19 protein-coding genes are annotated in these 22,484 nt (G+C 51.1%); 6 read left to right on the top strand and 13 right to left on the bottom strand.

Annotation, left to right across the window (positions count from 1 at the left end; translation table 11 throughout):
- Positions 1 to 54 precede the first annotated feature (54 nt).
- Positions 55 to 762, top strand: a complete 708-nt coding sequence (locus F7231_RS23305; RefSeq protein WP_166693737.1) for an outer membrane lipoprotein-sorting protein — start codon at positions 55 to 57, stop codon at positions 760 to 762.
- Positions 763 to 890: 128 nt separating this feature from the next.
- On the opposite strand, the gene F7231_RS23300 is transcribed toward F7231_RS23305, so the two are convergent.
- The 5 genes from F7231_RS23300 to uppS form a co-directional block, all read right to left on the bottom strand.
- Positions 891 to 2,264 carry an NAD(P)/FAD-dependent oxidoreductase gene (locus F7231_RS23300; RefSeq protein WP_166693736.1) on the bottom strand — a complete coding sequence of 458 codons (1,374 nt, stop codon included), beginning with the start codon at positions 2,262 to 2,264 and terminating at the stop codon, positions 891 to 893.
- A gap of 165 nt (positions 2,265 to 2,429) precedes the next feature.
- Positions 2,430 to 3,080, bottom strand: coding sequence for an OmpH/Skp family outer membrane protein (locus F7231_RS23295; RefSeq protein WP_166693735.1), 651 nt, complete (start codon positions 3,078 to 3,080; stop codon positions 2,430 to 2,432).
- Between the two features lie 19 nt (positions 3,081 to 3,099).
- A complete protein-coding gene (locus F7231_RS23290) occupies positions 3,100 to 3,681 on the bottom strand; it encodes an OmpH/Skp family outer membrane protein (protein ID WP_085412620.1) in 582 nt (193 codons plus the stop codon).
- 138 nt (positions 3,682 to 3,819) lie between these two features.
- Positions 3,820 to 6,366 (bottom strand): outer membrane protein assembly factor BamA, encoded by a 2,547-nt coding sequence (gene bamA / locus F7231_RS23285; RefSeq protein WP_085415123.1) that lies wholly within the window; start codon positions 6,364 to 6,366, stop codon positions 3,820 to 3,822.
- A 137-nt stretch (positions 6,367 to 6,503) separates the two neighbouring features.
- Positions 6,504 to 7,241, bottom strand: a complete 738-nt coding sequence (uppS, locus tag F7231_RS23280) for an undecaprenyl pyrophosphate synthase (RefSeq protein WP_085412619.1) — start codon at positions 7,239 to 7,241, stop codon at positions 6,504 to 6,506.
- 275 nt (positions 7,242 to 7,516) lie between these two features.
- Between uppS and F7231_RS23275 the strand changes: the two genes are divergently transcribed.
- Entirely contained in the window at positions 7,517 to 8,476 is a 960-nt protein-coding gene (locus tag F7231_RS23275) for a fasciclin domain-containing protein (protein ID WP_166693734.1), read from the top strand.
- Positions 8,477 to 8,589: 113 nt separating this feature from the next.
- Positions 8,590 to 9,030, top strand: a complete 441-nt coding sequence (locus F7231_RS23270) for a DUF1569 domain-containing protein (RefSeq protein WP_166693733.1) — start codon at positions 8,590 to 8,592, stop codon at positions 9,028 to 9,030.
- Between the two features lie 10 nt (positions 9,031 to 9,040).
- Here F7231_RS23270 and F7231_RS23265 read toward each other — a convergent pair whose 3' ends face one another.
- From F7231_RS23265 to F7231_RS23240, 6 genes are all read right to left on the bottom strand, one after another.
- Entirely contained in the window at positions 9,041 to 10,168 is a 1,128-nt protein-coding gene (locus tag F7231_RS23265) for a Gfo/Idh/MocA family protein (protein ID WP_166693732.1), read from the bottom strand.
- Positions 10,169 to 10,315: 147 nt separating this feature from the next.
- Positions 10,316 to 11,857: a 4-alpha-glucanotransferase gene (malQ, locus tag F7231_RS23260; protein WP_310589384.1), complete on the bottom strand. Its 1,542-nt coding sequence runs from the start codon at positions 11,855 to 11,857 to the stop codon at positions 10,316 to 10,318.
- 60 nt (positions 11,858 to 11,917) lie between these two features.
- Entirely contained in the window at positions 11,918 to 12,241 is a 324-nt protein-coding gene (locus tag F7231_RS23255; protein ID WP_085412614.1) for a DUF3467 domain-containing protein, read from the bottom strand.
- Between the two features lie 277 nt (positions 12,242 to 12,518).
- On the bottom strand, positions 12,519 to 14,120 hold the full coding sequence (locus tag F7231_RS23250; RefSeq protein WP_085412613.1) for an Rne/Rng family ribonuclease: 1,602 nt from the start codon (positions 14,118 to 14,120) through the stop codon (positions 12,519 to 12,521).
- Between the two features lie 404 nt (positions 14,121 to 14,524).
- Positions 14,525 to 15,391, bottom strand: a complete 867-nt coding sequence (locus F7231_RS23245) for a tetratricopeptide repeat protein (RefSeq protein WP_085412612.1) — start codon at positions 15,389 to 15,391, stop codon at positions 14,525 to 14,527.
- 80 nt (positions 15,392 to 15,471) lie between these two features.
- Positions 15,472 to 15,774 carry an HU family DNA-binding protein gene (locus F7231_RS23240; protein WP_085412611.1) on the bottom strand — a complete coding sequence of 101 codons (303 nt, stop codon included), beginning with the start codon at positions 15,772 to 15,774 and terminating at the stop codon, positions 15,472 to 15,474.
- 140 nt (positions 15,775 to 15,914) lie between these two features.
- Here F7231_RS23240 and mutY point away from each other — a divergent pair, with 140 nt between their 5' ends.
- From mutY to gldE, 3 genes are all read left to right on the top strand, one after another.
- The gene (gene mutY / locus F7231_RS23235) at positions 15,915 to 17,030 is read left to right on the top strand and encodes an A/G-specific adenine glycosylase (RefSeq protein WP_229370280.1); all 1,116 of its coding nucleotides are present in this window, start codon (positions 15,915 to 15,917) and stop codon (positions 17,028 to 17,030) included.
- 69 nt (positions 17,031 to 17,099) lie between these two features.
- Positions 17,100 to 17,621 carry a single-stranded DNA-binding protein gene (locus F7231_RS23230; RefSeq protein WP_085412609.1) on the top strand — a complete coding sequence of 174 codons (522 nt, stop codon included), beginning with the start codon at positions 17,100 to 17,102 and terminating at the stop codon, positions 17,619 to 17,621.
- Between the two features lie 102 nt (positions 17,622 to 17,723).
- Positions 17,724 to 19,061: a gliding motility-associated protein GldE gene (gldE, locus tag F7231_RS23225; RefSeq protein WP_085412608.1), complete on the top strand. Its 1,338-nt coding sequence runs from the start codon at positions 17,724 to 17,726 to the stop codon at positions 19,059 to 19,061.
- Positions 19,062 to 19,096: 35 nt separating this feature from the next.
- Here gldE and F7231_RS23220 read toward each other — a convergent pair whose 3' ends face one another.
- Both F7231_RS23220 and F7231_RS23215 read right to left on the bottom strand, forming a co-directional pair.
- A complete protein-coding gene (locus F7231_RS23220; protein ID WP_166693729.1) occupies positions 19,097 to 20,398 on the bottom strand; it encodes a DUF2851 family protein in 1,302 nt (433 codons plus the stop codon).
- Between the two features lie 173 nt (positions 20,399 to 20,571).
- Complete coding sequence (locus F7231_RS23215; RefSeq protein ID WP_208295669.1) at positions 20,572 to 22,416, bottom strand: glycosyltransferase; 1,845 nt, start codon at positions 22,414 to 22,416, stop codon at positions 20,572 to 20,574.
- Positions 22,417 to 22,484 lie beyond the last annotated feature (68 nt).

The raw sequence follows: 22,484 nt of genomic DNA, 5'->3' as shown, positions 1-22,484 counted from the left end.
ATCTATAAACTAAGTAATCTGTAATTTTACAGAACGTACAATCAATTCAAATTCATGAAGAAGAACCTGCTGATTCTAACCTCGGCCTTGCTGCTATCGGTTGCTTCCCACGCCCAAACGCTCGACGAGGTGGTAAGCAAACACATAACGGCCATTGGTGGCCGCGCTAACCTAAATGCATTTAAGTCGGCTAAGTATACGCAGTCAACTATTGCACCGGGCCAGACAATTGACGCCACAGCGACAGTTATTTTCGATAAAGCGGTGCGCATCGATATGAGCATGGGCGGCACCGACATCGTTGTGGCTACTAAAGGCGACGCTGGCTGGGCTAAACAGGGCAACGCGCAGGCGAAGGACGTACCTGCCGACCAACTTAAAGCCATTACCGAAAGCGTGACATTACCCGGCCTGGAACTGGCCAACGCATCGATGAAAGGCCAGAAGATCGACTTTAAAGGCAAGGAAACTATCGATGGTAAAGCGTATTATGCCTTAACTATTCCGATACAGGGTGGCATATCCACGTTCTACCTTGATCCGGCAACGTACCTGGTAGCCCTACGCAAAGGGTCAGTTCAGGCAATGGGCCAAACCCTCGATACCAAGCTTGAGTACGACGAGTATAAAAAAGCCGGGTCTATTACGCTGCCCTACAGGGTGAAAACGGAAGCAATGGGTCAGTCGGCAACCGTGCGGCTGACTGCTTTCGAAGCTAACCCTGCTATCGACGAAGCGATCTTTACGAAACCGAAACAATAACGCTGCATAGAACAAACGTCAGGCGCGCCATTAAGTAATTTAGCTCGTAAGCCAAATCACTTAACGACGCGCCTGACGTTTAATTCATGAGTCACGTAGGCACCCGCTGCTAAACGAGGCAAGGCTTACTAGCTGGCCGCCGTTGTGCGGTCGGTTACCAGTTGGCCGTCATTGCGCATGGCATAGTCTTGGCCGATCTTATCGTCTTTCCGAACAAAGGGGCGGATGATCAGGCGCGTACCGCGGTCGTAGGTAAAGAGACGGTACATCCAGTTGCTCAGCACTACGAGTTTACTACGGAAGCCAACCAGATACCAGATATGCACAAAGAGCCACGCCATCCAGGCAATGAATCCACTTAGGTGCAGGCTTTTCGACAAATCGGCTACAGCCCTATTCCGGCCAATAATTGCCAGCGACCCTTTATCGAAATAATCAAACGGACGAATCTCACCGTTGCGGAGCATCAGCGTTAGGTTCATAGCCAGATGCTCACCCTGCTGAATAGCGGGTTGCGCTACACCGGGATGCCCGTTTGGCCATTTCTCCGACTTCATGTTGGCAATATCACCGATGGCATAGATGCCTTCTACCCCTTTCACCCGGCTATATTCATCAACCAGGTAACGGCCCCGCTCTACCGAATCGGCAGGCATCCCGTCAATTGTCGCACCCGCAACACCAGCGGCCCAGATAAGCGTCTGGGTGGGAATCTGCTCGCCTGATTTAAATGTCACCACGTTGCCATCGTAACTATCAACGAGCGTCTTGGTCTTCGTTACCACACCAAGTTCATCCAGATAGCCTTGCGTCTTGGCTGCTGATTCCGGCGACATTGGCGGCAATACCCGATCTACACCTTCTACCAGGTAAATGTTCATTTTGCTAAAGTCCAGACCTGGATAGTCGTTGGGTAATACGTGCTTACGCATTTCTGCCAGCGATCCTGCCAGTTCAACCCCTGTTGGCCCGCCACCAACGATCACAAAATTCAGCAGGCTCTGCCGGGTTTCGGGGTCTTTGATGATGCTTGCCTGCTCAAACGATTGTAGCAATTGACTACGCAAATTCAAGGCATCAGGGATAGTTTTAAGCGGAAACGAATTATTCTTGATCTGGTCGTTGCCAAAGTAATTGGATTTCGACCCAGACGCAATGACCAAGTGGTCGTACTGTATATCACCGATCAGTGTAGAAACGGTTTTTGTAGCCGGGTTGACGCCTGTTACACGTACAAGCCGGAAATGGAAATCGTCGTATTTCTCATCGAACAGTTTTCGCAACGGTTCGGCAATGGCGTCGGGCTCTAAACCGGCCGTAGCAACCTGATAGAGTAAAGGCCAAAAACCATGGTAGTTCTGTTTGTCAAACATCACAATCTGGAACCCCTTGTTCTTCAGTCCTTTCACTAAATTAATCCCACCAAATCCGCCACCAATCACCACTACACGCGGCTTATTGGTATCCGGAATGTTCAGCGACAGTTTATCAAAGTTTACCATCGTATCTGTTATTGACGTACCTACTCTCTTATCTACTGTTTAAAACGGGTTTTGTTCATAACAGGCATCGCCAATTACCCGGTAATGGCGTCAAACTCTGGCCAATAAAAAACGCCCGGCTTTGAAGACCGGGCGTTTGCCATAACGTACCTGAGTACGAACGGGTTATTTCTTAGGCGCGGCGGCTGGCGTAGTTGCAGGTGCACCGGCAGGCTTAGGCGTAACGCCCATCTTCTTCAGTACCATGTCTGAGATGTTGCCATCTTCAGGAGCGTACAGCAGAATCACGGCAGTACCGGCACCCGCGTCGAGGTTGAACACATGCGAATACGCGTTCTCCTTGGCTACAGCGTCGATATTCTTCTGAATCTTCTGCAACACAGGGCTAACCAACTGCTGGTATTTCTGCTGGAGGGTTGTTTCGGCATTACGCTGAAACTCCTGGAAGCGCGTTTGCAGACCCTGCAATTCTTTCTCGCGGTCAGCGCGAATGACTTCCGACATCTGAGCACTGCCTTTTTCATAGGCCGCTAGTTTGTCCTGAAATTCTTTCGACATCCGCTGCTGCTCGTTTTCGAGCTGCGTCCGCTGAATAGTCAGTTGGTTTTGAATATCCTTTGCTTCTGGCACCTGGCCCAGCAGGTAGTCCATACTTGTATAGCCAATTTTAATCGGTGTAGCTGCCGTTGCCCGGGGCGCTGCTGCCGAAGTGGTAGCAGGCGTAGTAACCGGCGTCGACGCCTGGGCTTGCGCCCGTGCGCTTAGACCCCCCATCAACAGGGCTGCGCTAAGCGCCATGACCAGATTCTTTTTCATTCGACTGTTTATTGAATTGTTATTTAGGTTTTGCACTGGTTGCTGGTTGAGCGATAGAGGTTTGTTTAGCCTTCTGGCTATCGGGATCAAGCCCTAATTCCTCCATCACATAATCGGTGTAGTCATGTTTGGGGTCGGTATACAACATCAACATGCCTTCACTCGCTTTGTCAAAAATAAAATTGAGCTTCCGTTGCGACGCCACTTTTTCCAGCGCGCGGTTCAGTAACTCCATCGGTCCTTTCATGAGTTCCTTCTTTTTTTGGAAAAGCAGGCCCTCATAACCAAACACTTTATTGTTGTACTCTCTGGCTTCGCGCTCTTTGTCGCCAATCACCCGTTGCCGTTCTCGCTTCATATCATCGGTCAGCAAAATCTCTTCAGCCTGATATGCACGTTGCATCTTCTCGATTTCAGCCTGCTTGTCAAGTATGTCCTTCGACCATCGGTCAGCAAACTGATCTATTCCTTCCTGCGCCTTCTTATACTCGGGCAACTTGCTGAATATGAATTCCGTATCAATGTACCCGAACTTCTGCGCCCAACCCGGTATACCTGCGCCCAGAAGAAACAAAGTTACTAAGATCAAACCCCTTTTCATACTGCTCTTCGGTGGTTGCCTGATGGTTAGATGTATTTACGAAGAGAACGTTTAATTCAAAAATCAATTATCAATCAACAATTATCAGTTTAGTCCCTAACTCTCGTTTATACCTGATGATTGACAATTCATCATGCCTTAACGCAGTTGCTGACCAATTGTGAAGTGGAACTGACCCGTCCCGGCTTTCTGAAGACCAGGAATTTCATCGAAGCCCCAGCCATAATCGATACCGATCAAGCCAAAGGCAGGCATGAAGATACGCGCACCCGCACCCGCCGAGCGACGCAGATCAAATGGGTTGTACTGCTTGTAGCTGGCCCAGTTGTTACCCGCTTCTACGAAACCGAGTACGAAGATGGTTGCCGACGGGTTCAGCGATACAGGATAACGCATCTCTGCCACGTATTTACTGTAAACAACCCCACCCTGACTCGACGTTGTTCCGTCAGCGGCCCGGTTGTTATCAAGCGTGATCACCCGGCGATCAGGATAACCACGTAGGCCAATGATGTCTTGCGCCAGGGCAAACTGACCCTGACCAGCCAGACCCGAACCACCCAGTACAAAGCGCTCGAAGGGGCCAATTGGGGTGCGGGCGTTGTAGCTGCCCAGGAAGCCCATGTGTGCCCGGGCGTTCAACACGAACTTACCCACCGCCGTCTGGAACCAGCTGGCGTCGAACATCCATTTGTGGTATTCAACCCATTTGTACGGGTTTGCCTGATCGATCTGGTAGTCTTTCGAGCGGAGGACCGAGTAGGGTGGCGTGAATGAACCGCTCAACGTGAACGACGATCCCAAACGGGGAAACTGCGGGTTATCGATGCTATTACGCGACAGGGTGGTGTTGAACGTGAAGTTGTTCGATACCCCGTTGTTATAACCGTTACCAAAAATGGCGATATTGTTCAGGTCGTACTGCTGATACGAGATTGAGTTACTCAGCGAGAAGTAATCATCGGGCACTTTCAACTGACGGCCGAGACCTAACGTAATACCGGTGTTGGTGTACGCACCAATTGGTTGCGCACTACCACCCGCCGACGAGTAGAAGTCTAGGCCAAACTGACGATACACGGTATGGCTCAAGCTAACCGACAAGGCGTTTGGCTTGCGACCACCCAGCCAAGGCTCTGTAAACGTGGCCGAATAGGTCTGGTACTGACGACCGTTGGCTTGAAAACGAAGCGATAACCGCTGCCCATCACCAGCCGGCAGTGGCCGCCAGGCGCTCAGGTTTGTGATGTTACGGGCCGAGAAGTTGTTGAACGTAAGACCCAACGTACCTACAAAGCCGATGAAGCCACCCCAGCCACCCGACAGTTCGATCTGGTCGTTTGGTTTCTCTTCTACGTTATACTCAATATCAACCGTACCATCGGGCTGCGGAATCGGGTTGATACCGATCTTCTCTGGGTCGAAATAACCAAGCGTCGACAGTTCGCGCTGGGTACGTACAATGGCTGTTTTTGAGAACTTCTGCCCAGGCAACGTACGAATCTGCCGCATCACTACGTGATCAGATGTTTTCGTGTTACCGTTCAAGATGATCCGGTTGATGGTAGCTTGCTTACCTTCGAAAATCCGGATGTCGAGGTCGATGCTGTCACCTACAACCGCCCGTTCCACTGGCTCAGCGCGGTAGTATAGGTAACCATCATCCATATAAACTGAACTAAGATCCTGGCCGGGATTACCCACCATTTTCTTCTCCAGCTCTTCCGGGTTGTATACATCACCTTTCCGGATCCCCAGCACTTCACGCAGTTGGTCACTGGTATGCAGGTAGTTACCTTCAAAGTTTACGTTCCGGTAATAATACTTTTTCCCTTCTGCCAGAGTTAGCTTTAACCCTACCGTGGCACCGCCACTGTTGATGACACTGTCATTTTCAATCACAGCGTCGCGGTAACCCAGCTTGTTGTAATACTCAACGAGCTTACCTTGATCTTCCTCGAATTTTTTCGGAATGAACTTCGATGGGGAGAACACCCGCCCGAAGCGCATTTGCTTGGTGCCTTTCATTTTGCTCCGCAACGCACTTTCCGACACTTCTTCACGACCAGCGAACTCGATGTTGTCGATCTTCACCTTTTCGCCCTTAGTAATCTGAACCCGCATAGTAGCGTTGTTCCGCGTGCTGTCGGGAATGGTCGTTACTTTTACTTTAGCGTTCAGATACCCTTTCTCAATGTAGTACTTCCGTACCGCCAGTTGGGCATTTTTGATATCAGTGTTGGTAATGATCTTCCCTCGCGTCAACTTCACCTTTTCTTTCAGCGATTCTGACTCACCTTTCCGAACACCTGTGTAGGTGATTTGAAATAAACGAGGACGTTCGTTTACTTTAAACTGCAACCAGATGCTCGAGCCTTCGACTTTGGTAGCAACCATTACCACATCGAACAGCAAACCGGAGTCCATCAATTTGCGGATGGCACTTCCCTGGGCTTCGCCTGGTAGCCGAATCTTGTCCCCTTTCTTCAGGCCTGTCAGCGATAACAGTGAATTAGGATCCAGAAAGCGGGTTCCTGCCAGTGTCAAGCCACCGATAGTGTATTCTTTAGGATTGGCGTAATCAACAAGTGCATTGGTAGCGGGGGCGGGCTCAGCAGCCTTCGGTGCTCCGTATCCAACACGTACCTGCGCCCAGACCCCGGTATTGGCCGTCAGGACTGTCATGAACAGGCTGGCAAAAAGAAATTGTTTCACAAAAATTGCGTTTGATGGTTGTCGTTTTCCGTCTGTCGCGATAGCACTCAACAGTCTGCCTTTAGAGCAGCACACCATTGAACGTGAACGACAAACGTCAAACTCATTTACTTCACCACTTGCTCACTGGTTTTCCCAAAGCGGCGTTCGCGTTTCTGGTACGTGAGGATGGCCTCCCAGAGGTGCGGTTTGCGGAAATCGGGCCAGAGAACATCGGGCATATAGAATTCAGAATAAGCCAGCTGCCACAGCATGAAGTTGCTAATCCGCATTTCACCGCTGGTGCGGATCATTAGTTCCGGATCAGGAACTCCCCCCGTATTCAGATAGCTGCTGAATAGACCCTCATCGATATCGCTTGGTTGGAATTTGCCTTTCTGAATATCAGCCGTTAACTGCCGAACTGCTTCCAGAATTTCCCAACGCCCACTGTAGCTTAGAGCCAAAATGAGCGTAAGGCCGGTATTCCCTTCCGTAGCCCGCATGGCTTCCTGCAATTCGCGCTGACAATCAGTGGGTAAACTTTCGGTGTGGCCAATCGTCGACAGGCGCACATTATTGTTCATAAGGGTTTTTATCTCCCCACGAATTGTATGCACGAGCAGCGTCATCAACGCGTCCACTTCAAATTTAGGCCGGTTCCAGTTCTCGGTCGAAAAGGCATAGAGGGTCAGGTATTTAACACCTAACTCAGCACATCCTTCGGTCACTTCCCGAACAGCTTTAATTGCGCTCCGATGCCCGAATACCCGGGCGGCTCCTTGCTGCTTAGCCCATCGTCCGTTCCCGTCCATGATAACGGCGATGTGCTGCGGGAGATTGCCAGGATCAATATGGTCTTTCATTCAACCAATTGGTTTTTAACAACTTTTAAAGGTTAGCCGGGTTATAGAGTCCCCCGATTTACCGGACTGCGAAGGTACGCAACCTACGACCCGTTTCAAAATCCACTTGGTAGCCATAAAGACCGATCAAAAGCCCGTTTAAGCCTATCTTTGCGCCTCTCGCTAAGAATGCATACCTGTTAGGCCGCCTGGATCGTTAACAGGCAGGCGGAGGATGACATGAGTACGCTCAACTACCTGTTGCTGGGCGCTTTTCTTTTTCTGCTTATACTGTAATGATACGTTTCGCACTTCCCTTTCTTGTTCTGATTGCACTGGCTATTGGCTGCAAAAAGACAGACGACCCTGTTGATGCACAGCCGAAAACGGTTAGTGATCTGCTCACCGAAACCGCCTCTTTTTCACTATTGAAGGCAGCTGTTCAGCAAGCCGGCTTGAACGATGCGCTCAAGGCCACCAACCTCACCGTTTTTGCTCCAACCGACGACGCTTTTAAGGCTAAAGGATTTACCACGCCGGAATCATTCAGAAATATATCGGGCGATGCCCTGCGAAACATTTTGCAGTATCACCTCATTACCGGTGTAGTCACTACCAAAACACCGGAAGTAGCATCGGCCAGCAATCTGGCTGTTGAAGCGTCCAACACATCAACGCTGTTTCTGACGAATGGGGCAGCTGGCCTTTTCGTCAACGGTAACAAAGTGACTAAGTCAGATCAGGTAGCAGCTAATGGAATCGTACATACCATCGGTACTCTTTTGTCTCCACCGGCTGGCGATGCATTAACGGCACTGAAGTTTCGTGCTGATGTAGGCTTGCTGGCAGTTGCAATCACACGTGCTGCCATTGCCCGCCCCGAGCTACTGGCTATTTTGAACGGCACAACAACTAACGCGGCGCTGAAACAGATTACGCTCTTTGCGCCAAACGACGCCGCCTTTGCTGCCGCTGGCTATCGCAGCGTCGCCGATATTAACAACGCAGCTCCAGCTACGCTGGCCAATCTGATCAGTTATCACGCCGTTAGTGGCCTCCGGTTCTCGAACCAGCTACAGGCGGGTCAGTTGACGTCGCTTAGCACAGCCAGTAATAACCGGCTAACCATTGCCCTGCCAACAGCAGGGCCAACTGTGAAAGGAAATCTTAACGCCACAGCGGCCACCATTAAGGAAGCCGATGTGGTTAGTAAGAATGCTATCATTCATATCATCGATCAGGTCTTACAGCCTTAGGGGGTTCAACACGTACATCTGCAACATACTAAGGGGCTTGCCTATTGACCTGATTGTCAATTAGCAAGCCCCTTAGTATGTTGCAGATAAATTTACGTTAAGCAGCCCAAACTATGACATCGCTTTCTACCATACAGGGGCGTATCGATGCACTCACCCCTACCAGCCAACGGCAATGGGGCAGCATGAGCATAGGTCAAATGCTAACCCACTGTACAGATCAGATACAGATTATTCTAGGCGAAAAGCCGGCACGCCCCTTTGGCAATCGTATCACCCGGGGGCTTGCCAAATGGGTGGCGCTGAACGTACCGATGCGCCTGCCAAGAAATATGAAAACCGTACCAGAGCTTGATCCTAATGGTGGGTTGATGACTCAACCTGGTGAGTTTAGCGACGATCACGACATTTTGTTAGCTGCGCTTACCCGGTTACACAACTTACCTGAAGGCCAAGCCGTAACTCATCCTGTTTTTGGTAAGATGAGCAAAGCGCAGGCCATCTACCTTACACACCTGCACCTGGATCATCACTTGCGGCAGTTCGGCGTCTGACCGTCGGGTATTACCCTTTGAGGTTGATCTTCCGGCCCGTTTCGGCTGCACGGTAGATTGCCTGTAACAGCGTTACGTCACGCAGTCCTTCTTCGCCGGTAACATGGTCGGGAAGCTTTTTACCGTCCAGCAAATCTTTACAGACACCATCCATGTGAGCAGCCTGGTGGTTTACAACCGGCATCTCGATGGGGCCTTTGCTGGTCCGGCCTTTCAGCGGACCATAGCCAAACGCAGGGGATAACTCGAACCACCCGTCCTGACACGATGCGTATAGTCGCTCTACACCGGCCGTGTAGCTGGTAGTTGAATTTGATACAGCCCCGCTCGGAAACTGGAATTGCCAGAATAGCGTCTCCTCCACATCTTTAAATTTCTTTGGATCGGTTTTCGGCGAAAACTGGGCCGTCACCGAAGTAGGTTCCTCACCGGTAACGTACCTGGCTCCCTGAATAGCGTAGATACCAACGTCCATGAGTGCCCCCCCACCGGCTAGTTCCTTCTTTAGGCGCCATTGTGTGGGGTCGCCAATCTTGAAGGCATCACTGGCCTCAACGAACCGAACGGGCCCGAATACCTTTTGCTGCCCCAGCCGCATCACTTCTTTGGTAAATGGTTCGTAATGCAGACGGTAGCCAATGGCCAGTTGTCGGTCAGCTTTCCTACACGCATCAATCATAGCCTGACAATCACTAGGGGTGATAGCCATCGGCTTCTCACAAATTACATGCTTGCCTGCCTGTGCCGCCCGAACCACAAACTCACGGTGCATCGAGTTCGGTAACACCACATACACTACGTCAATGTCTTTGTTATCGATGATCCGGTCAAAGTTTTTGTAGTCGTACACGTTGGCTTTCGGGATGTCGTATTTCTTCATCCACTCCTCGGCCTTGGCCGGTGTACCCGTTACGATACCCGCCAGCCGGCAGTTGGTCGTTTGTTGCAACGCGGGAGCCAACAGATTTTTACTATAGTAGCCCAGTCCAACAAGAGCAATGCCCAGCTTCCGGCCTGGCTGCCCCTGATTTGATTGGATGGGTTTACCAAATGCATCAGTTAAGGTAGGTATAGCCAGAGCCGATGCTCCTGCATTCATGAGAAAGCGACGACGTGATTGACTGGTCGAATTTGACATACGGGTTGATACGAGAAGGTATAGGATGCAAAAAGCCCTTCGAACGAATGCTTTACCCGTTTGAAGGACTTTTTGTACTCCCGGCCGTCAGACAATAGGTACGTTACCTACACGCTGTTCGCCAATCCCTTACTGACAATATCTGTTTCAGATACGGCCGGTCATTTTAGTCAGGGCCAAAAGCGTTTCACCCGCCTCGTCGGTTAGCTGACCTGGCTTTAACCGCCACTGCCAGCTGGACCCACCTGCGCCAGGCGTATTCATCCGGTGTTCCTCGTTCAGTTGTAGCACGTCCTGAACAGGTAAAATAGCTAGTCGAGCTACCGATTGCATGGCCATCCGGGTCACGACTGTCACCACATTCTCTTCCGTAACTGTCACGCCCACATACTCGCTTACACGCTTTTTCAGGTCCTCGTCACCCTGCCGGTACCAGCCGAGTGAGGTGTTGTTATCATGTGTACCCGTATACACCACGTTGTTTAGTGTGTGGTTATGCGGTATGTGGGATGAGGTCGGTAAATCATCGCCAAAGCCAAACTGAATTACGCGCATTCCTGGAATGGCATAGTGCCGTAGAAATGGCTGAATTTCAGCCGAACGAGCGCCCAAGTCCTCAGCAATCAAAGGGAGTTGCACAAACTGGCGGTACATGTTGTGAATAAACTCCTCGGTTGGTGCTTTCACCCATTCTCCTACCTTCGCTGTGGGTTCAGTAGACGGAATTTCCCAGTACATGTCGAAGCCCAGAAAATGGTCGAGACGCGTCAGGCTGTATAACGACATTTGGTGACGCATCCGCCGAATCCACCAAGCAAATCCAGTACGTTCATGCTCAGGCCAGTCGTAAATCGGGTTACCCCATCGCTGTCCATCGGCCGAGAAATAGTCTGGGGGTGAGCCGGCAACGTACCTGGGCATGCCACTTTCATCAAGTTTAAACAGCTCTTTATTAGCCCACACATCAGCGCTATTTTGCTGAACATAAATCGGGATATCACCGATCAGGTGCACCTTCCGGGTGTAACAATACGTAATCAGATCATTCCATTGTTGATAAAACAGGTATTGTTGCACCTTTACCACCAGAATGTCGTGGGCTAGCCGCTCAGATTGCCGGGCCAGTTCGTCGGCATCACGACGGACAAGCGCATCTGGCCAGTTGGTCCAGGTCGGAATGTTGAGATCTTGCTGCAACGCTACAAATAGCGCATAGTCTTCGAGCCATTCAGCTTGGCGGTAGCAAAAGGTATCGAACCCAAGCCCTTCTACGGTAAGTCCTTTCTCAATGAATGTCTCCGCGGCTTTACGCAGCAACGGCTGCTTTTTCGCCCACGCCGTAGCCATCGATGGCTCGGCAGATTGCCACTCGGTCGCCAGCAGCGCTACATCAGCAGCTGGTAAAAGACCCTGTTCCACCAGCCGGTCGAAGCTGATCATGACTGTGTTGCCAGCAAACGCCGATGGGCTGCTGTAAGGCGAGAAACCCGCGCCGGGATCGAGTGGAGTAAGCGGCAGAATTTGCCAGTATGTCTGACCGGTACGAACCAGAAAATCAGCGAACTGATACGCGGCTGGCCCCAGGTCACCTACGCCGTGCGCCGAAGGCAGCGACGTAATATGGAGCAGCAAGCCGCTCGAACGAAGTTGCAACATAAAAAAACGTTGAGTTAAGAAACGCTGACCTATCGGGCATAAGCCACACGGCCAACAGTTGTTAACTCAACGTCACTATTACGGTAATGTTTTTTAGGCTTCGCCCACGGGGCCACCAAAACCACCGGTTGGAAACCGGAATGTATCGTCGGGCTGGTTTATAGAGCCGAAATTCTCTTCGTATTTGCGAATGTTCTCTTTCAGTGCCTGCAAAAGCCGCTTAGCATGCTCCGGCGTCAGAATAATGCGCGATTTTACTTTGGCTTTGGGAACGCCGGGCATTAGTCGAATGAAGTCAACGATGAACTCACTGTTTGAATGAGCGATCATTGCCAGATTAGCATAAATACCTTCGGCAATTTCTTCGCTCAGTTCGACGTCAATAGAGCCGTCGTTGTTAAAATTTTGCTGTTCCATACATCAAAAATAGCCTATAAGAATCGACAAAAAAATAACCCTGATACCAAGGTATCAGGGTTTCCTTTACAAGTGGGGAAAGTTGAAGCTATTTACAAACGCACGCGAACGTGCGTCATGTAAGTCAAGCTAGACAAGCCGTTCTCACGAACTTGTTTACAAAAGTAAAGAATTGTTAAGAAATCGCCAAGCTCGTCTATCCAGCCATCTGCTAAAAAGCCCATCGTCCGAAATTGACACTTCGAACGATGGGCTTTTTTATACCGAAATACAGGTGTTATACCTCAACTGGCATGGCAGTTACGGCCGATGATGGCAGCGTTGCCGATGTCAGTTCAATCTCGTCACCGTGCTTGTTGAGAAACCGAAACTCGGTGATTCCCAATGAACTATCTTTTACCAAGTTCACCCAGGTCTTGTACTTGAAGAACCACTGACGCTGCTTTGAAATAAGTCCTTTTGTGAAGTAAGCATGCAGGAACGGGTGCAACACGATCTGAATACCACGCTCGTTCTGTTTGGTCAGAATATATTCCAGATTGCCTTCAATGACGTCTGTAATCAATACGCTGGCCTGAATGCTTCCCGTTCCGTTACAGGTGGGGCATACTTCACGCGTCACGATATTCATTTCCGGACGTACCCGCTGCCGGGTAATCTGCATCAGACCAAATTTGGTGAGGGGCAGAATGGTATACTTCGAGCGTTCGGTTTTCATTTCCTCCCGCATGATGTCGAAGATCAGCTTCTTGTTGTCGGCCTTCTTCATATCAATGAAGTCGATGACAATAATGCCACCCATATCGCGCAGGCGAAGCTGCCGGGCAATTTCGCGGGCTGCCTCTCGGTTTACGCTGATGGCCGTAGCCTCCTGATCTTCTTCGGAATTTGATTTGTTACCGCTGTTTACGTCAATGACGTGCAGCGCCTCCGTATGCTCGATGATCAGGTAACCACCACCGGGTAAACTTACCGAGCGGCCAAAGAGGGATTTAATCTGTTTTTCAAGCCCAAGGGCTTCGAACATTTTCGTTTTGCCGCTGTGCAGTTTCACGATCTTCTCCTTCTCGGGGGCAATCGTGTGAATAAAACGGCGAATTTCTTCGTAGCTCTCCGGCGTATCCACCGTAATGCTATCAAACGATTCGTTGAGCATATCGCGCAGAATCGACGAAGCCCGATTCATCTCGCTCAGCACCCGATCGCGGGGTTTGGCATCACGCAGGGTCTGCATGGCCCGATCCCATTTATCGATCGAATCCTGTAAATCGCGGTCGAGTTCTTCGACCTCTTTTCCCTGTGCTACTGTCCTGACAATAACCCCGAAATTCTGAGGTTTAATGGACGACATCAGGCGAATAAGGCGGTTTCGTTCGCCACGATCCGTAATTTTCTTTGACAGATTAACCCCGTTTGAGAAGGGTACGAGCACCAGATAACGGCCCGCAATAGAAATATCGCACGATAGGCGCGGCCCTTTGGTTGAGATGGGTTCTTTCACCACCTGCACCAGGATAGACTGCCCTTTAGTCAGTACCTTATCAATTTTACCGATCTTATCGATATCCGGTTCCAGTTCGAAACTTGATAAACGACCTGTACTGACACGCTTGGCAATTACGTCTTTAGTTAACTTGTTTAGGGAGTTGATATGTTGACCGAGGTCCTGATAATGCAGGAATCCGTCTTTCTCGTGCCCCACGTCGACAAATGCCGCGTTGAGACCCGATGACAACTTCTTAACAGTACCTAAATAGAGATCGCCAACCGTAAAGCTACTTTCCGACTCATCGAGGTGGTACTCTAACAGGCGTTTATCCTGCAACAGAGCAATCCGATCCCCTTTTTGAGTGGAGCTAATTACAATTTCGTTGCTCACAAGCTGATGGCACGGTTAGAATGGCATATATAAAACAAAGAAGCCACGCACGCAAAAACGGCGGGGCTTCTTCTTAATAAGTTCACAGTTTGACGTTCGTAGGCTGACGTTGCTTCGCTACTGAAGTATGTCGCTCTTTAGCGAAGCAACGTCACCTACAAACATCAAACCTCAAACTATTTTTTCTTGTGCCGATTCTTTCTGAGCCGTTTTTTCCGCTTGTGGGTGGCAATCTTGTGCCGCTTCCGTTTTTTACCGCAAGGCATAATGGTAAGGTTTTTTTGATGTGTTACACTAACTGACGACCTGCCACCCGGCAGACCCTATTTTCTCAATGATCGATAAACAATGATCAGTTGTCGGATTGCTCTAACGTAAACTGATCACTGTTCACGGACGACTGTTCATTGAACTCTCTCTTCCAACTCTTTGATCGCCGCCAGAATCTGCGGGTCTTTTTCGTTGGCTTTCACCTCGGCCAATACTTTCTTAGCCTCCGCTTTCTGGTTACTCTCTACCAGGCTTACCGCCAGGTAAAACTGCGCCTTTCGGTTAGCAGGATCATTCACTAAAATCTGCCGGAAACGCTCGGTAGCTTTGCTGTATTGCCCCGACCGCATCGACAACATACCCAGGTTGAACAACGCCAGTTCGTTAGTAGGGTCCTGTTGCAGCACCTCGCGCAACAGCATGATGCCACTCATTGGCGTCTGGGTATTTACATACGTCATGGCCATGTTTGCTTTGGCTTCCAGCAGGTTTGGGTTTTTGGCCAGGGCTTTCTGGTAGTAAGCCCGGGTTTGTTCGCCCAAATAGGCAGCTTTCTGCTCAGCAATGGCAAATCCATATGCTTCAAAATACTGATTACCAGCCCGCAGGTTCGCCTGCTCAGATGGGTCGATCTTGGCGATCTCACCAGCGTAGAAAGCGGCACTGTCAAATCGGCTTGCCGAACGGTAGAAAGTAATCAACTGTTCGGCTACAGCCTTACGGTCAGCTGGTTTCGAGGCAGCGTATCGCTTCTGTAACCCCTCTGCCTGTTTCTGCTGATCGGGCGTAAGTGGTTCGTTATGCTGTACGTCTTCCTGCGCTTTCTCGCCCGTATTGGCTACTACATTCAGGGAGTCGGCTACTGGTGTATCGGAAGCCCGGCCACCAGGTGCATTGCCCAACTGCTTCGCCGCATTTTGAACCACCACCCTGGGCAGACTGTATAGGCCTGCACTCAGTACGACGGTTGATGCTATTACAAGTACGGTTGATGCTTTCATTGCCCAAAGGCGGGTCAAACCATGTTTAGAAACAGCCCTGCGGTTGGCCGATTGGCAAAACGCAGGGCTGAATCGGTTGCCTACTCAGCCGATACTTTGGCTTTGTCGCTTGTTTTCACTTGCTCTACGAAGATTTTAGCCGGCTTAAAGCTTGGGATAAAATGTTCGTCAATTACCATGGCCGTATTCTTCGAAATGTTACGGGCCACTTTCTTTGCACGCTTCTTATTGATGAAGCTACCAAACCCGCGAACGTAAATATTCTCACCTTCGGCCAGCGAATTCTTGATCACCGAGAAGAATGTCTCCAGGGTATGCGTTACATCTGCTTTTTCGATCCCGGTTTTATCGGAAATCTCAGCGATTACGTCTGCTTTCGTCACGACTTTACTAAACTTTAGCGATTACTTGTATGTTGATTTTCTGGCACTGAAAAAAGGAGTACAAAGGTAAGGCTTTTCGCTTGATAATGAAACCCCTCGCTTCTTTATTCCCTTTCAACGGTGAAATCGTATCCTTTATTTTGAACTGGCAATCAGACTACAACGCAACAACCGGTGACCCAGAGGTGACCGGTTTCGCCCCTACGCTCGAAGCCTGGTACGTCCAGCATCATCGCGATTTACCCTGGCGCAAAACCACCGATCCCTACCGAATCTGGCTCTCCGAAGTCATTCTCCAGCAGACCCGCGTGGCCCAGGGCCTCCCCTATTACCTGCGCTTCACCGAGACGTACCCAACCCTGACCGACCTGGCCCGTGCCGACGAGCGTGAACTGCTCCGGCTCTGGCAGGGGCTTGGCTACTATTCACGCGCCCGCAACCTTCATCAAACCGCCAAATTCATCGTTAGCGAGCTGGATGGGCACTTTCCAGCCACCTACCACAACCTGCTTGCCCTCAAAGGCATCGGTGCCTACACGGCGGCGGCAGTAGCTTCATTTGCCTTTGGCGAGCGGGTTCCGGTGGTCGATGGCAATGTGTACCGGGTGCTGGCCCGTGTGTTTGGCATTGAAGACGATATTACCACAACGCAAGCCAAAAAGACGTTTGCCGCCCTGGCAGTTCGCCTTATGGCCCATGCTGTGGATCCAGCTACCTATAATCAGTCGATTATGGAGTTTGGCGCCATACAATGCACCCCGGTAGCACCCAATTGCCTGTTCTGCCCGCTCCAGCAACAGTGCCGGGCGTACCTTACCGGCAGGCAGCAACTGTTGCCCGTGAAAAAGAAGAAAGCGCCTGTACGGGACCGTTACCTGACTTATTTCGTGTTCAGAAAGGGCAGCGGCGACCAACTAAAACTGGCACTTCGTGAGCGAACGGGCCGCGATGTATGGCAGAATCTGTACGAATTTTATGGCACTGAAACCGACGAACCCACCCCTGACTGGCGCTCGGTAGACGTACCTGACGAGGTGAACGAATTGACGCGGGAGGGCGTTTTGGTTGGCCCGGCTATTGCAGAGCAACAGCTGTTGTCGCACCAGCGGATCAAGGCTGTTTTCTTTGAAATCAGCCTGCCGGCTACCAGCATTACGATGCTTCCGGAGGGATTGAATTGGTATTCTATGGAGCAGGTAAGGCAGTTGCCAAAGCCTGTCCTTATTGCTTCGTACGTGGAAAAACAGTTTGGATAAGTCTGTAGTTTTCAGTATCTTTAATACCTATAACCCCCGTTTAAAAACAGTTTTAACGCATAGTATATCATGGCAAGTTTGAACAAAGTCATTCTGATTGGCAACGTCGGTAACGACCCCGAAGTGAAGTATTTCGATGGCGGCAGTGTGGTAGCCCGCGTAAGTCTGGCGACCAATGAGACGTATACCAACCGGAACAACGAACGCGTTGAACAAACCGAGTGGTTTCGGGTCGAGTTCTGGAATGAGCAAGCCAAAACCATTGAGAAATACCTAAAAAAAGGCAACCAGTTGTATGTAGAGGGCCGTCTGCGTACCGAGACTTATACAGATAAGGAAGGTAAAGAACGGTTCTCGCTGGGTGTTCGTGCCCAGACGTTCCAGTTCATCGGGGGTAACCGCCCTGAAGATGGTGGTCAGTTCGAAGCTACCGCCCCACGGCAGCAGCAGGCAGCCCCTGCGGCTCCCCGTCCGCAAGCTCAGGCTCAGCCTGCTCCGCAAGCAGCACCGGCCCGGCAGGCAGCCCCCAAGGCAGCTCCGGCCCCGGCAGCATTTGATTCGAATGGCGGTGACGATGATTTGCCATTTTAAACGTAGTTTAGAGTTTGTTGTTTGACATTGCGCTGCAACACCGCATCTGAGTTAGTCAGCAGCGCGCCGTCAAACAACAAACCCGAAACAGATTACTCTTCTATGGATCCAGGCGACCCGTCTTCCACACAGGTGCTTTCGGTTGGCAACGACTGGAGCACCTATCTTAGTTTTTACGGCCCATACATTGCCGTAGTGTTGCTCTTGCTGTTACTGGCCGCGCTGGCCTCCGCAGCAGAAGCCGCCTTTTTCACGCTCACGCCACAGGACAGAGCCAATTGCCGCGACAGTGATTCGCCCACCTATCAGCGAATAGCGGTTATTCTGGAGCGTCCCCGACGCCTGCTGGCCTCGCTGGTTGTCCTGAACAACCTACTCAACATCGCCATTGTCTTGATCGTCACCTACGTGACCTGGGTAGTTACCGGCGTCTCGCACGGATCAGGTTGGTTATTAGCCGCTATTACCCTGGCGACTACGTTGGTTATCGTAGTTTTCGGTGAAATGGTACCTAAAATCTACGCTGCTCAGTATGCCCTCGCAGTCGCCAATCGGACACTTTGGGTGGCACGTTCGGCCATGCTCGTTTTTGCGCCCATATCCAGCCTGCTGGTTTCAATGAGCAATCAGGTTGACAAGCGGATTCATCGGCGGGGCTACAAACTCTCGGCCGAGGAGTTGAGCGAAGCGGTGGAACTCACGGGTACGTCTTCAAGCGAAGAAGAGAAAGAGTTGCTAAAGGGCATTGTTAATTTCAGCAACCTCACAGCTCGTCAGGTGATGCGCGCCCGGATGGATATCACCGCCTTTGCCAACGATTTAGCCTTCCCCGAGTTACTCGAACAACTCAATGATGCGGGCTATTCGCGGGTGCCGATCTACAACGAAACCATTGATCAGATCGAGGGCATTTTGTACCTGAAAGATCTGCTCCCCCATCTCGCCAATGATGATTCTTTTGCTTGGAAGTCGCTGCTGCGTCCCGTTTTCTTTATTCCGGAGACCAAGAAGGTAGATGATCTGCTCCAGGATTTTCAGCGGAAACGCGTGCACATGGCCATTGTCGTCGATGAGTACGGCGGTACCCGCGGACTGGTAACGCTGGAAGATATTATCGAGGAAATATTTGGCGATATCAACGACGAGTTCGACGAAGAAACGCCTACCGGGTATCACCGCGTCGATGAGCAAACTGTCATATTTGAAGGCCGTACTTCGCTTACCGATGTATGCCGCGTACTCGATGTAGACCCCACCGCCTTTGACGAGGTTCGGGGTGATAGCGAATCGCTGGGTGGCCTGCTGCTCGAACTATTCAGTCGACTGCCCAAAACCGGCGATGAAACGACCTTCGACGATTTTCATTTCCACGTCCTCGCCGCCGACGATAAGCGCATCAGCGAAGTCCGCGTTACGCAGCAGGACTTAACGGAGAAGTAATCGATTAGCAGCTAGTTTCAATGGTTTGTGATCAGTCATCGCACCAGCGCGATGCCGATCTGGCAACTCAGGCAGCGCTTGGGTGTACAGAATTCGTTGTACAATTCGATAGCCGCCTGCGAGTCGAAAGCGTTGCGTACGTTCAGTCCAATTACATCCCAGAGACGGGTGATCCGATTATCCTCCGCCGGTAACTGCTCCAGAAGCGATACGGCCCGGTCGAGCAAATCAGGTACGTCCTTGTGCCTAGCGTAGGCAGCCACAAGTGGAGCGGCCGTGTTGACCAGCAATCCTTCGGCTGCAGCACCGCCTAATGACGACGACACTTTGTTAGCCGCGTTTCCAAACCGGTAATGTGTTTGCCAATAGTCAGATGGCACAACTTGCAGAGCTTTCAGCAATGTTGGGGCGTCGGTGTTATCAATGAGTACAGAAAACAGGCTGCCGTGCTCCAGAACCAGCCGGGCCAACTGGGCCAGCCGCATGGTAGGAAACCCAGCCGGGCGAAGCTTTCCCCATTTCCAGATATGAGTGGGGAGTTGCTTGTCCGTCAGGCCGTATTTGGTCGCCAGAAACTGATATTCCCGGCGCAACATACTCACATACTCATCGTCCTTGTCGGCTGGTTCAGGCAGTAGTCCCGCCGTGCCAAACAGCAGCGCTTCAAGCTGCATCAAGCTGTTTCTATGTTTATGCAACATGCGAACCGGCAATGCACGGGCCAACTGCTCCATCGGCTCGGCGTTCACCTTCGACCCCAGGTACGTAGCTAGCAGGCGGTAAGCGGTTTCTTCCCAGTCGTTTCCACTAGTCTCATAAACAGCCTGCACCAGGTCGGCTTTGCGTTCGAGTCGTTGCATCAGGGCGGTGTCGAGCATGGCGGTCTGGCGCAATGGCTTCACCATTCTGAACTGACCAGCACAGGGAATAGCATCTGCGCCCTGGGTTAAGTCCTGATATTTTGTGAGCAACGTACCCGGCGTGAGTGGTGCCAGTTCAAGCGTGGGCAGGTGGGTGCCATCAGGCCGAGGCACGGGGAGGTCATGTTGCCAGACAATGTGAAGAATGACATTGTCGTAGGCCCGATCATTCTGATGACGATGCACCAGCCAGTCCGACGTTTTCACATGCGCTTCTACCGTACCTACCCAGTCTACGCCCGCAATACGCAGCCGGGCATTCAGAAAATCGGGGCCGGCATTATGATTTCTAAAACCGGGATGCAGTACCTCAACCAATTCGCCATCCGTAGTGGTCAGCGTTCCGGCAGCGATGTACTGAAACTGCCAGACAAAATACAAGAACTCCTCCTGAACGACAGGGGTAACAAATAACATACCTCAACGCAGTTTACTGGTCGTGAATAGATTCCAGAAAAAACGTTGAGATCGCTAATACGCCGGGAACCGACTTTGGCCCCCTCCCGAATTAGTGAGCCGTTTCAACACAAGACACTACGCCACGTCATGTAATTCCCTCTCCTTCGCAAGGAGAGGGATAGAAAGTACAGTTACGCTGGCTTCCAACGCTTCAGCGACAGGTCATGGGCGGTGTCGTAGTATGACCGGAGGTTTGTCCAGTCGAATACGTCGGAAATGCTCTCGACCCGGTTCCGCTGCTGTATCCGGTCGCGCATGCTCATGCGCACGAATCGGAACAGAATGTCAGCCAGTTGATCGGCGGCTTCGTTGAAATTCTGGGTACGTCGATTCACTACGTAAATTCCCCGGTTTTCGTAATCGCGCATGATCTGCATGATAAAATCGCCGAAACCAGATTGATCACTTGTCACCGTTGGAATACCCCGCACTACGCATTCCAGCGGCGTGTAGCCCCAGGGTTCGTAATAGCTCGGGAACACGCCCAGGTGGCAACCCCGTACAAACTGGCTGTAATCGAGGCCAAAGAGCGGATTTGTCGACGCGATAAAATCGGGATGATACACGATTTTTACCCGGTCATACTCGTTGTTCACCAGGTTCGACTGCCGAATGAACCGCGTCATGTCGTCTTCCTGCAACAGATCGTGCGTGACAAAGCGGGGCAGTTGTTTCGTCTTCCAGCTTTGAATGGTTCGCCGCAACCGCAACCGCCAGTATTCATCGACAAACGTGTTCAGGTCGGGCAGGTTATTACTTTTTCCCGAGGCCGAAGCCAGAAAAAGGCGCTCACCAACCTGCTTCTCGATCGCTTCGCTCGTTTCGCGAATTTCGTCGAGCAGGGCGCGTGTATGTAGCACCTCCGGGTTGATCGACCGGTAGGGCTGCTTGGTCACCATAAACATCACCACGGTGGTGTCCATGTTGGCTTCGCGCATCCGCCAGTTCAGGCGGGCGAGGGCTTCCAGCGTCAGGTCATACCCTTTGTTTGTAAACTCAAACCGGCCTGATGTAAAGAAATACAGCGTCTTGTCGAGGTCAAACGAGTAATTCTGGAAGAAGTGGCCCATCACAAACTCGTGAATGCGCTCTTTGAACTTCACGTGCAGATTTTGAAACTCATGGGCCGCGGCAAAACGGGTTACGTTTAGACCATTAGGCAACACCAGATCGGGATTACGGCCCAGAAACACCTCGCATTCGCGGGCCGTCACATCACTGACGGTAGTAAACACGTGGCTTTGCAGTGCCGCCAGTCGTTCAATGGTAGCCTGAGCCTCAATGCCGTAATGGCGGGCTTCTTTCTGCCAGTTAAACGTATTCAGGCGTGCATAAAAACCGGTTTCATTCTGCGCCAGATACCGCCCCAGCATAGTAGCGTGGGTAGTGAAGGTTGTAGCAACCCGCACATTTTCGCGGCGCAGATCGGGCAGCCCCGAAGCGGCCATCCATTCATGAAAATGAGCGGCCAGGTCAATTCGGCGGGCGTGGTCATCGGCCAGTAGCTTGATGAACACACGGACCATTTCGCCGAAGGCCAGGGTCTGATCTACCAGTTCTTCAACGCCTAGCGTGGGTAATTGGTAACGCTCCCAGAGGCCTCCTTTTAGTCCATCGAGCTTGTCCATCAAGCTCTGAAAATTGAACAGCACTACGCGGGGGCGGCCGGTTACCAGCCAGTAGCCATATTCAACGTCATAACCCATCTGACGCATTTTTCGAACCGTTTGCCCAATTTCGGTTTCGTCGGGTTCAGTAATGGGTTCGTATTCAGAAGCGGCTTTCTGAGCGAAATAAGGCCCAAGCAAGACGTAATTATCGTCCCACTTTTCAACCATTGCGGGGACTTTCGACCGGATGACGGTGTAGATACCGCCGACCTGATTACAGACCTCCCAGGCGATTTCAAGCAACAGCTTGCGTTTTGTCGTTGAGCCTAATCGTTCCACGGCGGGTAAGGATTGTGGTTTTGTCATTAAATTAAAAACACCGCTAAGTAAGCAGTTTACGGGTACGAAAATATTACTGTCGGTAAGTTTTACTC

The organism is Fibrivirga algicola (assembly GCF_011742925.1).
GTDB classification, from domain to species: domain Bacteria; phylum Bacteroidota; class Bacteroidia; order Cytophagales; family Spirosomataceae; genus Fibrella; species Fibrella algicola.
The sequence above is the reverse complement of the archived record's forward strand: the minus strand, read 5'-3'. Positions and strand labels throughout refer to the sequence as shown.